The sequence below is a fragment of the Nitrospirillum amazonense genome (genome assembly GCF_007828035.1).
Lineage (GTDB): Bacteria > Pseudomonadota > Alphaproteobacteria > Azospirillales > Azospirillaceae > Nitrospirillum > Nitrospirillum amazonense.
This window is the reverse complement of record NZ_VITV01000004.1, coordinates 207,825-219,880: the sequence shown is the minus strand read 5'-3', so window position 1 is coordinate 219,880 and position 12,056 is coordinate 207,825. Positions and strand designations below refer to the sequence as shown.

Below are 12,056 nucleotides of genomic sequence, written 5' to 3'. Positions count from 1 at the left end.
CCTTCCGGTGGGAGGGCGCCTTTATTCTTTGTCCGATCTCGCTGCCGGTGGGGAAAAGTATTCCCCGTTCCCCGACCCGGTGGACGGGGAAGCGGAACAGCGCCGATCCGGAAGCGGCCTTAGCTAGCTGCGCAGCACCAGGCGGGAGCAGCCGCCGCCGGCCGGCTGCACGTCGCTGGCCAGGCCCGCCAGGGTCAGCATGGCCTGCACGTCCAGGATGGTGTCCGTGGACCGGGTCAGGGTCAGGCTGACGTTGCGGCACCCCATCTTCCGGAAGCGCGTGACCGCGTCCAGGATTTGGCGGGCGGGGGCGGCGGAGGAACGGGGCTGGGGCGGCGGGGTATCAAGGGTGCTGGGGGTGGCTGCCATTACGGCGGCGGCCATGCCGGGTTCCGGATTGGGGGCTCCGGTCGCCTCATGCGGATGCATGCGAGGTCCCTGGTTGGGGTTCGCCCGGGAACGACCCCGGACAACCAGGATATTGCGACCAATTGAGGCTTTTCCGCGACCGTAAAGTTGGGCCTGCGGCCGATTTTTCCCATCGGGATGGGGGAGGGGGCCGGCCGGCCCATCTGGGCATAATTCAAAAGGAATAAGATGGCGGGTTGTAATCCGCTTCGTGGGAACTGATATTTTGCAATGGTGTCAATTACCTGCGGTGCACCATTGCTGTGATCGACATCAATTCACCTTCCGCGCAGAACGCCATGACCGGGGTCGCGGTCGCCATTGCCGTGGCGATGGCTGTCTGGATGGCGGTGGCCCAATACGGATGGCTTGAAGGGGTTGTCCGCCACCCCGCCCTATTCTGGGGGACGGTCTTGGGTTGGGCCATATCGGTGATCAATGTCATCCGCTGGCGACGGCGCTGGTGGTTACTGGCGACCGCGCCGATCGTTCTTTTCCCCGTTATTGGCACCGTGATGCTGGCGATCGAATGTGGACGGGGCAACTGTCTCTGACGTTTGGACTTTCCCCATGAAGAAGACCCGCGAAGCTCGTCGCCTCGCGGGTCCTGGAATGGTCTAGGCAGGTTCTTCTTACAGCAGCTCGGCGATCTGTACGGCGTTCAGCGCCGCGCCCTTCAGCAACTGGTCGCCGGCGACGAACAGCTGGATGGAGCGGCCGCTGGGGTCGCTGATGTCCTGGCGGATGCGGCCCACCAGGATGTCGCCCTGACCCGACGCGTCAACCGGCATGGGGAAGTAGTTCTTCTCCACGTCATCGACGATGCGCACGCCCGGGGCCGTGGCCAGGATGTCCTTGACCTCGGCCGGGGTGATGGGCCGCTCGAACTCCACGGTCAGCGCCTCGGAATGGGCGCGCAGCACGGGTACCCGCACGCAGGTGGCGGAGATGCGGATGTCGGCGTCGCCGAAAATCTTCCACGTCTCCTTCACCATCTTCATCTCCTCCTCATTATAGCCGTTGGCCGGGTCGACCTTGGCGTTGTGGCTGAAGAGGTTGAAGGCGTAGGGGTGGGGCAGCACGGTGGGGGTGAAGGGCTTGCCCTCCAGATAGGCGCGCGTGCCTTCGCGCAGCTCTTCCATGGCGGCGGCACCGGCACCCGACGCCGCCTGGTAGGTGGCGGCGATGAAGCGGGTGATGCGGTTCTTCACGTGCAGGGGCCACAGCGGCACCAGCGCGATGATAGTGGAGCAGTTGGGGTTGGCGATGATGCCCTGATGCTGCTTCACCGCCTCGGGGTTCACCTCCGGCACCACCAGGGGGACATTGGGGTCCTGGCGGAAGGCGCTGGAATTGTCGACGACGACGGCACCGGCCTTGACGGCGATGGGGCCGTAGACCTTGGAGATGGAACCGCCGGCGGAGAACAGGGCGATGTCGACACCGTCGAAGCTGTTCTCATCCAGGGCCTGGACGGTGATCTCTTTGCCTTTGAAGGTCATGGTCTTGCCGGCCGACCGGGCCGACGCCAGCAGGCGCAGCTCGGACAGGGGGAAATCACGCTGCTCCAGGCACTCAAGCAGCTCGACGCCAACGGCACCGGTGGCGCCGACGATGGCAACGACGGGCAAGGCCATGACCTAATTCCTCAAAGACGAAGGGTGAAATATGTGGAACGAGAGGCGCCATCCTCTTGTTCGTTTCGTACCCGCGTCAAGCGGACGACTCGCAGGGCTGCCTTGTGGCCAAGGCCGCGCCGCGCAAGTTTTGGTTAGGGTTTGCGTATGTCGTCCCTCCGTTGCCGGGCTCGTTTAGGCCGGTAGGACGCGACAGCGTCCGCCGGAATTTTTTGGGGAGCCGAAGGCGAACTAAAAGGTGAGGAAGCCAAGCCGCCGGATGGCGGCGCCCGGCGCTTGAGGGACGCGTTAACGCAGCGCCAGCACCGTGACGGCGATCGTCAGCGCGAGGATGGCGGCCCATTGCCAGCCGCCCCGCCCGCTTTTGAGGCGGGTGGCCAGGTCGTCGATGCTGCGCGGATCTATGGGCACGCCGCCGTTATCCAGATGCTCCGCCAGGCGGTCGGCATGGCGCAGCAGCAGGGGCAGCTTGTGGGCGGTGGCGCTCAGGTTGCGCACGGCCTCGGCCAGGCGCGCCTCCGGCCCCCGGTTCTCCCGCATCCACTCCTCGATCAGCGGGCGTGCTACTTCCCACATGTTCAGCTTGGGATTCAGGGCGCGGCCCACCCCTTCCGCCGTCAGCATGCTTTTCTGCAGCAGCAGCAGCTGGGGCTGGGTCTCCATCTCGAACTGCTCGGTCACGGCGAACAGCTGGGCCAGCAGCCGGCCGACGGAGATGTCGTGCAGCGGCTTGTTGTGCACCTGTTCGCCGATGGCGCGGGCGGCCTGCATGAACAGTTCGCGCGACTGGTGGGCGGGGACGTAGCCGGCATCGAAATGCACGTCGGCCACCAGGCGATAGTCGCGGTTCAGGAAGCCCAGCAGCATGTCGGCCAGATACAGCCGCGTCTGCCGGTCCAGCCGGCCCATGATGCCGAAATCCACCGGCGCCAGGTGGCCGGACATGTTGACGAACATGTTCCCCGGGTGCAGGTCGGCATGGAAGAAACCGTCGCGGAACACCTGGTTGAAAAAGGAATTGGCCGCCTGGCGCAGCACGTCGTCGGGGTCGAAGCCCGCGGCGCGGATGGCGTCCACCTGATCCACGGGGATGCCGTGGATGCGGTCGATGGTCAGCACCCGCTGGCTGGTGCGGTCCCAATCCACCTTGGGGATGTTGAAGGTGACGTCGCCCTTGAAATTGTCGGCCAGTTCCGAGGCGGCGCTGGCCTCCATGCGCAGGTCCATTTCCATGCGCACGGTTTCGGCGAAGGTTTCCACCACCTCCACCGGCTTCAACCGCTTCAGGCGGGGCAGGACACGCACGGCCAGGCCGGCCAGCCAGAACATCAGGTCGATGTCGCGGCGGAAGGCCAGTTCCACGCCGGGGCGGAGCACCTTCACCGCCACCTCCTTGCCCTCCGCCGTCACGGCGAAGTGCACCTGGGCGATGCTGGCGGCGGCCACCGACTCGGGCTCGAAGCTCTGGAAAATCTCACCCAGCGGGCGGCCCAGCTGCTCCTCGATGATGGCCACGGCCTGGGGCGTGGGAAAGGGGGGCAGCCGGTCGCGCAGCAGGGCCAGGTCTTCGGCCACGGCGTCGCCCACCAGGTCGGACCGGGTGGACAGGGCCTGGCCCAGCTTGATGAAACTGGGGCCCAGCTCCTGGATGGCGGCGGCCAGGCGCTGGCCCTTGCGGCCGGGCGCCCGGTTGTTGTTCATCAGGCGCAACACCAGGGCCACGCCCGGCGCCACGTCGCGGAATTCCTCCGGGAACAGGGCGCCATGCCGGCCCAGCGTACGCCCGATGATGTACAGGCGGCGCAGGTTGCGCAGGATGCGGAGCATGGTCAGACGCGCCAGGCGGAATGGATGGCGGCCACGCCACCCGTCAGCGGCCGGGCCTTGGCCTGGCTGAAGCCCACGGCCTCCAGCCGGCGGCACAGCGCCTCCCGCTCAGGGAAGCGGCGGATGCTTTCCACCAGGTACTGATAGCTGTCGCGGTCGCCCGCCACCACCTGGCCGATGCGGGGCAGCACCTCGAAGGAGTAGCGGTCGTACAGCTCCCGCAGGATGGGCAGGTTCACCTGGCTGAATTCCAGGCAGTAGAAGCGCCCACCGGGCTTCAGCACCCGATAGGCCTCGGCCAGGGCCTTGTCGATATGGGTGACGTTGCGCAGGCCAAAGGCGATGGTGTAGGCGTCGACCGAGCGGTTGGGCAGGGGCAGCGACTCGGCATTGCCCACGGTCCACTGTAACCCTCCAGTGGGTAGGCCGCCGCGCGTTTCCGGTGCCTGGTCCCAGCCTGGCATGGACCCCTTGTCGATGCCGCGGTCGCGGCCCACCCGCACCATGGCTTCCGTCAGGTCGCAGACCATGATCCGGGCGGCGGGCGCCTTGGCCGCCATGCGGAAGGCGATGTCGCCCGTGCCACCGGCCACGTCCAGGATGGTCTCGCCCGCGCGGGGGTTCACCAGGCTGACGAAATCCGCCTTCCACAGCCGGTGGATGCCCACCGACATGAGGTCGTTCATGATGTCGTAGCGGCTGGCGACGCTGGAGAACACGCCCTGCACCAGCGGCGCCTTCTCCGCCGGGTTGATGGCGCGGAAACCGAAGGATCGCGCTTCCCGCTCCTGCGCCGTCAGGGCGTCGGTGGCGGTGGTGTCTGCGGTGAAGGGCGGGGGCGTAGGATGGTCGACCATGGCGGCACCATAGCGTCGGCAGGGACGCTTGGGTAGCGGGCTTGGTGGGCAGCCCTGCCCTGAAAAGGTGGCAGGATAAACGGCTTATCCATTCGGCGGGGGACCAGAAGCCGGCCAAGCCTCAACGCGGCCGCACCCGCCAGAATCGTTCGGCCGGTCTTCCGTCCCCGGTTTCCTCGGCGAAGCGCCGCACGGCGGCGCGCCAGTCGTCGGTGAAACGGAAAATGATGGGGACCTGCGATGTGTAGCAGGCGATGGCCGCCAACCGCCGCTCGAAAGCCTCGTCTGCGACCGGCACGGTCACTGGGCTGCCCAGGCGATCGCCAACCTCCGCCAGCCGGGCGGGTACGCCCGACGGCGTGTGGATGGCGTAGGGGCAATCGACATAGGCGAAGACCGTCACGCCGCGATCCGCCAGGGCGGCGCCCGTGGCGAAGGCGATACGGTGGTCGACATGGCCGCCGACGCCCAGCGGAACGAAGACCGTATCTCCCTCCCGCCATTCCGGTAGGCCGACCAGTTCTTCCGCCATGTGGTCCACCATCTCCAATTCTTCGGCATGGATGGGTCCGAAAAGATCGGCGTCGCTGGTGTAGCGCTCGCCCCGGTAGATCGCGTCGGGAATGCCGAGCCAGCGCAAGTCACACCCAAGCGCGTCGGCGGAGGCCTGGTCCTCCGCCCGCCTGATCCGGACCACTTCGTCCGGATCGCTTATGCGCCACCGCTCATGCTTCCAGGCGGCGAAGTCATCCACCATGGTCGCCACGATGTCGCTGGCGCAGACCGTGATTATGGTGACCGGCTTCCCGCCCGTCGCCAGTAATGCCGCCGTCCCGCCACAGGACAGGGCGACGTCGTCGTAGTGAGGCTGCAGGAACAGGGCCGACGCGGCGTCGAGCGGGTTCATCGGAATCGCCATATGCCCGGGGTCGCTGCCTGGTCCGCCCACAGCATGCTGCAGGTACGGGCCGGCGGACAAGTCAGACATACCGGAAAGGCCAAGGGCGGCTGGGGTCGCCGCCGTTGCGTTCGCATCCCGCGACCCGCAACTCACGCTGACGCCATGCCCGGGGCGTCGCCGGCCGACCGCACGGTGGGATCATGTCCGGTTCGGTCGGTAGCGGGCTTGATGGGCAGCCCTGGGCGGAGGGTCAGGCTGCGGCTCCCCTTCGGGCGAAATAGCGGGCGGGCGGCTCGCCGAAGGCCCGGCGGAACATGGCGATGAAGTTGCTGGGCGTGGCATAGCCCAGGGCGTCCGCCACCTCCGCCACCGCCTCCCCCTTCGCCAGGCGTTCCAGGGCCAGGGTCAGCCGGGCCTGCTGGCGCCACTGGGTCACGCTCAGGCCGGTTTCCGCCGCGAATAGGCGGCGGGCGGTGCGTTCCGACAGGCCAGCGTCGCGCGTCAGCACGTCCAGTGTGCGGTCGTCGTCCGGCGTCTCCAGCAGGCGCAGGGCCAAGCGCAACAGCCGGGGGTCGGTGGGCATGGGCAGGTGCAGCGGTTCATCCGGGGCCAGGCGGACTTCGTCCAGCAGCACGGCCAGCAGCCGCTCCTGCTCCGGCGTCAGCGTCGCCTCCAGCGGCCATTCCGCCACCCGCCGCACCAGGGACTGCAACAGGTCGCTGATGCCCATGACGCAGGGACGATCGGGTAGGCCGGCGCTGGCCTCCGGCGTCAGCAATATACCCCAGCCGAACAGCGCGCCGCTGATGGTCAACTTGTGCATCATGCCGGGCGGTATCCACCCGGCCCGCAACGGTGGCAGCATCCAGGACCCATGGGCGGTGCGGATATGGATCAGGCCGTTGGCGATGCAGAACAACTGCCCCCGCCGATGGGCGTGCCAGTCGATCTCCCGCGTGCCCATGTGGGTCCGGTCCTCCGCCGAATGGCTGCCCCAGAAGGTCACGACGGGCGGGCCGTCTGTCCGCTCGCACATCTCCAGGAAGGCTTCCTTGGTCATGGGGGCGGTGTCGTGGGTGTGGCGCATGGGCGTTCCAAAGGGCGGATGGCTGGGCGGGCGGCTGGCGATCGGTTTGGCCGTTTCGCATTATTTTTCGTCCGACTGTCGTTATCAAGCTTGTCCTGTTTCACGGTACCGAATCCCCAGTGCGGAGTTTTGGCGGACGGTGACGAGATGGACGGGACGCAGGTGGCGATCATCGGCGCGGGCCTGGGTGGCCTTTGCCTGGCGCAGGCGCTGACGCGCGCTGGAATCGACTGCGTGGTGTATGAACGGGATGCGGGCGTGGACAGCCGCTCCCAGGGCTATCGCCTGCGCATCGACGCGGACGGTGCCGATGCCTTGGCCCGCTGCCTTTCCCCGGCCCTATATGACCTGTTCCGGCGCACCTGCGCCGTGCCCGCTCCCCGCACCCGTTTCCTGGACGGTCGGCTGGTGCCGGTGACCGGCCGGGCGCCGGCGGTATGGAGCGCGGCTGATGACGTTGCCCCCAACCGGGAGGTGGCGGACGACCTTTGCGCCCATCGCCAGACCCTGCGGGAGATCCTGTTGACCGGCGTGGCGGACCGGGTGCGGTTCGGCGCAGCCTTCCAGGCCGTGGCCGTGGGCGAGGACGGTCGGGCTCACGTCGCCTTCGCCGACGGCACGTCGGTGCGGGCCGACCTGGTGGTGGCGGCCGATGGCATCAATTCCGCCGTTCGCCGGCAGTTGATGCCTCAGGCGGAACCGCTGGACGTGGGCGCGGTCTGCCTTTACGGCCGCACCACCCTGACATCCCAAGTGCGGGCGGCGGTGGGGGACGACCTCTGCGCCGGTACCAGCGTGGTCTTCGCCGACGGCTATGCCGGCATCGTCGAGCCCATGCTGTTCGACCCCACGGAGGGCGAGCGGGGCGGGCTCAGTCCCGTGGACGACTATCTGTACTGGGCGCTGATTGGCCCCAAGACCCGGTTGATGGGGCGCTTCCCCGATGCCGCGCCGGCGGTGGTGGCGGATCATCTGGCGCGCGACTGGCATCCCCAATTGCGCGGCCTGTTCCGGCATGCCGATCCCAGGGGCATGGCACTGCTGCCGGTGCGCAGCGCGCGGCTGGCCCGCACGTGGCCCTGCTGGGCGCCGCCCCCCGTCACCTTCCTGGGCGACTCCATCCATGCCATGAGTCCCGCCGGCGGCTTGGGCGGCAACGTCACGCTGCGCGACGCCGCCGTGCTGGCGGCCAGCCTGTCTCGCATTCCATCGGCCACGGCGGCGGCGCGGGAGTATGAGGCGGAGATGCGCACCCGTGCCGCCCGCGCCATCCACCTCTCGGAAGTGGGCGCCGCAACATTATTCGCGGATGTGTTTTAAGGAGATTGAGGATGAGCCTGTTCGAGATACACGATCTCAGCCGCTTTCCCGTGGTGACGACCCGCCCCGGTACCACCCGGCCTGGCTACGCGCCGCAGTGGGAACGGGAGATGGACGCCCTGCTGGAACGGGGCCTGCCCTTCGTCATCATCATGCGCGATCCCCCGGAGGGGGAGGCGCATGAAGACCGGCGCCTGCGCGGCCTATGGCTGAAGCGCAACCGCGACACCTTGGCGGGATTATGCCGCGCGGTGATCACGGTGGAGCCGAATGCGGTGCGTCGTGCCGCCTTCAAAGCCCAGGCCGTCATGGCGGTCAAGGCCTTCGGCGTGGCGATGGAGGTGGCCGCCACGGCGGATGAGGCGGCGAATCTGGCGACGGCCGCCCTCGCCGCCTGATGCGGGTACCAAGCAGCGGCACGTGGTTTCCCCTCGCGCAGCCGATATGGAAATATCAAGCCGACTTCATGTCCAGGGCGTAGCCGGCCGAGCGCACGGTGCGGATCATGTCCAGCTCGGTGTCCTCGTTCAGGGCCTTGCGCAGGCGGCGGATGTGCACGTCGACGGTGCGCGGTTCGACATAGACGTCGTGGCCCCAGACGATGTCCAGCAACTGCTCCCGCGAGAACACGCGGCCCGGGTGCTGCATGAAGTGGCGCAGCAGGCGGAACTCGGTCGGGCCCAGGTGGATGTCGCGGCTGTTGCGGCGCACCCGATGGGCCGCCAGGTCCATGCTGATGTCGCCATAGCGCAGCAATTCCTCGGCCAGCGAGGGCACGGCCCGGCGCAGCACGGCGCGGATGCGGGCCACCAGCTCGGTCGGGCTGAAGGGCTTGGAGATGTAGTCGTCGGCGCCGGAGTTCAGGCCGCGCACCTTGTCCGCCTCCTCACCCCGGGCGGTCAGCATGATGATGGGGATTTCGCGTGTCTTGGGGTTGCGGCGCATCTGGCGGCAGACCTCCAGCCCGCTCATCAGCGGCAGCATCCAGTCCAGCAGCACCAGGTGCGGCGCCTGCTCGTCGGCCAGCAGCAGCGCTTCCTCGCCGTCGCCGGCGGTCAGCACCCGGAAGCCTTCTTTCTCCAGGTTGTAGCTCAGCAGCGTGACGAGGTCGGCTTCGTCCTCGACGATCAGAACCAAGGGCTTCAACGAGGCGTTCATGGGGTGTCCCTAAAACTGGCTGTCCGGGGTCGGGTAAGCGGTGGCAAGTCTAAGTCGTCTATAGGCTCGGGCGTGAGGAACGGCCCGGGGGGAAGGGCTCACAGATCGTCCACGGCGTCGGCGCCGTGCAGGCCGCTGCCGTGCAGGTCGACATCGGCCGTGGGGCCGACGACGAAGCTGGACTGGTCATGCTTGGGCCGGTCGGAGGTCAGCGTCTGGCCCAGCACCAGGAAGTGGATGGTCTCCGCGATGTTGGTCGCGTGGTCGCCCGCCCGCTCCAGATTCTTGGCGATGAACAGCAGGTGGGTGCAAGGGGTGATGTTGCGCGGGTCTTCCATCATATAGGTCAGGACCTCGCGGAACAGGCTGGTGTACAGGTCGTCCAGCTCCTCATCCCGGTTCCAGGCGTCGATGGCCTTGCCCACGTCGCGGTCGATATAGGCGTCCAGCACGTCCTTCAGCATGCTTTCCACCAGCTTGCCCATGCGCGGGATGGCGCTGACGGGCCGCACGGCGGGAAGCTTGGCCAGCGCCATGCTGCGCTTGGCGATGTTGGCGGCATAGTCGCCAGTGCGTTCCAGGTCGGCGGAAATCTTCAGGGCGGCCAGGATTTCGCGCAGGTCGCTGCCCACGGGCTGGCGCAGGGCCAGCATGCGCACGGCCTCCTGCTCGATGCCGCGTTCATAGTCGTCCAGCTGGTGGTCGGCCTGCATCACCCGGGCGGCCAGGTCCACGTCGCGGCGCACCACCGCCTGGACGGCGCCGTCCACCTGGGCCTCGGCCACGCCACCCATCTGGGTGATCAGGTTGGACAGGCGCTGCAGCTGCTGCTCGAACGACTTAACCGTATGCTCGGCCGGCATCTTCTTACCACCCCACCCCCGGCGGTCCTGGCCGGGGCATGAAAAACGGCGGCCGGCGGGACACATCGCCGGTCGGGCAGGGTGGACCATAGCGGCAGGTCGCTATGGAATTGCTACAGATAAGCGACAGTTTTATGACGGCGCATCCGGGCGAGCTGTGCCCTGAAAGCTATGCTACCTCAGTGGCTTATCTCATACGGGGGTAGCGCTACCACGGGTATGCCCGGCGCCGGCCCACCCTCAAGCGGCACCCCGGCCGCCTTCCTGTGACAGATTCGGGGCAGATTGGGGTACGGGCTTTTCCGCCTTCTCCGCCGCCTTTTCCACGCCGGGCAGGTGCACGGTGAAGGTGCTGCCCTTGCCCACCTCGCTGTCGATGGTCAACCGGCCGCGGTGGCGGTTTACGATGTGCTTCACGATGGCCAGGCCCAAGCCGGTGCCGCCCAAGGCGCGGCTGCGGGCGGCGTCCACGCGGTAGAAGCGTTCGGTCAGGCGGGGCAGATGGGTGCGGGCGATACCCTCGCCCTTGTCGGTCACCGACACCTTGATGCCGGCCACCTTTTGCGGCGCCTGGCGGGCGCGGATGCCGGTGGCGCCCGGTGCCGGCGGCGCCTCGGCCCGTTCCAGCGACACCACCACGTCGGTCTGCTCGCGCCCGTACTTGATGGCATTGTCGATCAGGTTCTGGAACACCTGGGTCAGCTGGTCCTCGTCCCCCTGCACGCGCGGCAGGTCTTCGCCGCCCTGAACGCGGATGGTGATCTTGCGCGCCGCCGCCTTCAACTCCAGCATGGCGACCACGCTGTGCACCAGCTGGGCGACATTGGTCTCGCCGGTCGGGTGGGTGTGTTCATCCAGCTCGATGCGCGACAGGGACAGGAGGTCCATCACCAGGCGCGACATACGGCCGGCCTGCTCCTGCATGATGGCCAGGAAGCGGTCGCGGGCGTCGGCGTCGTCGCGGGCGGGCCCGCGCAGCGTCTCGATGAAGCCCACCAGGGTGGATAGGGGCGTGCGCAGCTCATGGCTGGCGTTGGCCACGAAGTCGGCCCGCATCTGTTCCGACCGCTTGATGGCGGTGATGTCGTGCAGGGTGACGATGGCGGTGATCTCATGCTCCGGCGCGCCGTCCTCCGCCGCGGGGCGGAAGGGCGTTACCCGTACCTCCAGCACGCGCTCCACCGGCAGGGGCAGGGTGAATTCAACCCGCCGGCTGTCGCCGCCGGCCAGCACGGCGTCCACCGCCGCCAGGACGTCGGGGTTGCGCACGCTGACCGCCAGGTCACGGTTCAGCATGCGGTCGCCGAACAGGGCGCGGGCGGCGCTGTTGGCGCGGCCCACCTTGCGCTTGTCGTCCACCAGCATCAGGGGATCGTGCAGGGCCTCCACCACCGCCTCGTCGGCGGCCAGGCGATGCTCGATCTCCTCCCGGTGGCGCAGCCAGTTCTGGTGCAGCTGGGCGATGTCCTCCAGCAGGGCGGCGCCGGTCAGGGTGCGGGCCTGGGGCGGGGGCAGGGGTGTGCGGCGGTCCCGCACCTGGTCCAGGTAGGCGGCGATCAGCCGGCTGTCGCGCAGCACCAGGTGGCGCGCGACGGCGGTCACGGCGGCTACCAGGGCGAAGGCCGCCAGTGCCAGCAGGATGTTGAGCCGCCCGGCGATCACCAGCGCGCCCAGCAGCGCCGCCGTCGGCGCCAGCATCAGCACGGCGATGGCGACAAAACGATCGGGGCGCGTTTCCAAACGACTCATCTCCCAAACCCACCCATGCTGATTCCCGTGACACGGCCAAAACAGGCCAGGTCAAAAGTGCGCCTTCCCGTTCATTGCACCGAACATAGCGCAGGAATGGCGCCAGGAACCCACGTCATGGAAGTTTAATCCCGGGACCGGCCGTGGAGCTATCCCGCTTCATAAGAAAAGGCCACGGCCATCGGGAACTCCCCCGCCAGCCATGGCCCTTTTTTACTTAAGCACCGCCGCCGGCCATGGCCGGCGGCG

General features: G+C 67.8%; 12 protein-coding genes. 3 read left to right on the top strand and 9 right to left on the bottom strand.

What is annotated here, in order from left to right:
• Nucleotides 1-123 precede the first annotated feature (123 nt).
• Nucleotides 124-384 (bottom strand): hypothetical protein, encoded by a 261-nt coding sequence (locus tag FBZ87_RS12445; protein ID WP_145610645.1) that lies wholly within the window; start codon nt 382-384, stop codon nt 124-126.
• Nucleotides 385-671: 287 nt separating this feature from the next.
• Between FBZ87_RS12445 and FBZ87_RS12440 the strand changes: the two genes are divergently transcribed.
• The gene (locus FBZ87_RS12440) at nt 672-962 is read left to right on the top strand and encodes a hypothetical protein (RefSeq protein WP_145610644.1); all 291 of its coding nucleotides are present in this window, start codon (nt 672-674) and stop codon (nt 960-962) included.
• A gap of 78 nt (nt 963-1,040) precedes the next feature.
• Here FBZ87_RS12440 and FBZ87_RS12435 read toward each other — a convergent pair whose 3' ends face one another.
• The 5 genes from FBZ87_RS12435 to FBZ87_RS12415 all read right to left on the bottom strand — a co-directional run bounded on the left by FBZ87_RS12435 (nt 1,041) and on the right by FBZ87_RS12415 (nt 6,717).
• A complete protein-coding gene (locus FBZ87_RS12435; protein ID WP_145610643.1) occupies nt 1,041-2,045 on the bottom strand; it encodes an aspartate-semialdehyde dehydrogenase in 1,005 nt (334 codons plus the stop codon).
• Nucleotides 2,046-2,333: 288 nt separating this feature from the next.
• Nucleotides 2,334-3,872 carry a 2-polyprenylphenol 6-hydroxylase gene (ubiB, locus tag FBZ87_RS12430; protein WP_145610642.1) on the bottom strand — a complete coding sequence of 513 codons (1,539 nt, stop codon included), beginning with the start codon at nt 3,870-3,872 and terminating at the stop codon, nt 2,334-2,336.
• Nucleotides 3,873-3,874: 2 nt separating this feature from the next.
• Complete coding sequence (locus FBZ87_RS12425; protein WP_246134377.1) at nt 3,875-4,729, bottom strand: class I SAM-dependent methyltransferase; 855 nt, start codon at nt 4,727-4,729, stop codon at nt 3,875-3,877.
• Nucleotides 4,730-4,850: 121 nt separating this feature from the next.
• Nucleotides 4,851-5,636 (bottom strand): PIG-L deacetylase family protein, encoded by a 786-nt coding sequence (locus FBZ87_RS12420; protein WP_186454735.1) that lies wholly within the window; start codon nt 5,634-5,636, stop codon nt 4,851-4,853.
• A 244-nt stretch (nt 5,637-5,880) separates the two neighbouring features.
• Complete coding sequence (locus tag FBZ87_RS12415) at nt 5,881-6,717, bottom strand: AraC family transcriptional regulator (RefSeq protein WP_145610640.1); 837 nt, start codon at nt 6,715-6,717, stop codon at nt 5,881-5,883.
• A gap of 147 nt (nt 6,718-6,864) precedes the next feature.
• Here FBZ87_RS12415 and FBZ87_RS12410 point away from each other — a divergent pair, with 147 nt between their 5' ends.
• Both FBZ87_RS12410 and FBZ87_RS12405 read left to right on the top strand, forming a co-directional pair.
• Nucleotides 6,865-8,037 (top strand): FAD-dependent oxidoreductase, encoded by a 1,173-nt coding sequence (locus FBZ87_RS12410; RefSeq protein ID WP_145610639.1) that lies wholly within the window; start codon nt 6,865-6,867, stop codon nt 8,035-8,037.
• Between the two features lie 11 nt (nt 8,038-8,048).
• Complete coding sequence (locus FBZ87_RS12405) at nt 8,049-8,435, top strand: hypothetical protein (protein WP_145610638.1); 387 nt, start codon at nt 8,049-8,051, stop codon at nt 8,433-8,435.
• A 55-nt stretch (nt 8,436-8,490) separates the two neighbouring features.
• Here the strand turns inward: FBZ87_RS12405 and phoB are convergent, their stop codons facing one another.
• The 3 genes from phoB to FBZ87_RS12390 all read right to left on the bottom strand — a co-directional run bounded on the left by phoB (nt 8,491) and on the right by FBZ87_RS12390 (nt 11,807).
• Nucleotides 8,491-9,195 (bottom strand): phosphate regulon transcriptional regulator PhoB, encoded by a 705-nt coding sequence (gene phoB, locus FBZ87_RS12400; RefSeq protein WP_004272237.1) that lies wholly within the window; start codon nt 9,193-9,195, stop codon nt 8,491-8,493.
• 98 nt (nt 9,196-9,293) lie between these two features.
• Complete coding sequence (phoU, locus tag FBZ87_RS12395; protein ID WP_145610637.1) at nt 9,294-10,058, bottom strand: phosphate signaling complex protein PhoU; 765 nt, start codon at nt 10,056-10,058, stop codon at nt 9,294-9,296.
• A gap of 240 nt (nt 10,059-10,298) precedes the next feature.
• On the bottom strand, nt 10,299-11,807 hold the full coding sequence (locus tag FBZ87_RS12390) for an ATP-binding protein (RefSeq protein WP_145610636.1): 1,509 nt from the start codon (nt 11,805-11,807) through the stop codon (nt 10,299-10,301).
• Between the last annotated feature and the right edge of the window lie 249 nt (nt 11,808-12,056).

Bases quoted from the DNA above. Each gene is read 5' to 3' on its own strand.
- FBZ87_RS12445 (WP_145610645.1), bottom strand. From the start codon at position 384: ATGGCCGCCGCCGTAATGGCAGCCACCCCCAGCACCCTTGATACCCCG.
- FBZ87_RS12435 (WP_145610643.1), bottom strand. From the start codon at position 2,045: ATGGCCTTGCCCGTCGTTGCCATCGTCGGCGCCACCGGTGCCGTTGGC.
- ubiB (WP_145610642.1), bottom strand. From the start codon at position 3,872: ATGCTCCGCATCCTGCGCAACCTGCGCCGCCTGTACATCATCGGGCGT.
- FBZ87_RS12425 (WP_246134377.1), bottom strand. From the start codon at position 4,729: ATGGTCGACCATCCTACGCCCCCGCCCTTCACCGCAGACACCACCGCC.
- FBZ87_RS12420 (WP_186454735.1), bottom strand. From the start codon at position 5,636: ATGAACCCGCTCGACGCCGCGTCGGCCCTGTTCCTGCAGCCTCACTAC.
- FBZ87_RS12415 (WP_145610640.1), bottom strand. From the start codon at position 6,717: ATGCGCCACACCCACGACACCGCCCCCATGACCAAGGAAGCCTTCCTG.
- FBZ87_RS12410 (WP_145610639.1), top strand. From the start codon at position 6,865: ATGGACGGGACGCAGGTGGCGATCATCGGCGCGGGCCTGGGTGGCCTT.
- FBZ87_RS12405 (WP_145610638.1), top strand. From the start codon at position 8,049: ATGAGCCTGTTCGAGATACACGATCTCAGCCGCTTTCCCGTGGTGACG.
- phoB (WP_004272237.1), bottom strand. From the start codon at position 9,195: ATGAACGCCTCGTTGAAGCCCTTGGTTCTGATCGTCGAGGACGAAGCC.
- phoU (WP_145610637.1), bottom strand. From the start codon at position 10,058: ATGCCGGCCGAGCATACGGTTAAGTCGTTCGAGCAGCAGCTGCAGCGC.
- FBZ87_RS12390 (WP_145610636.1), bottom strand. From the start codon at position 11,807: ATGAGTCGTTTGGAAACGCGCCCCGATCGTTTTGTCGCCATCGCCGTG.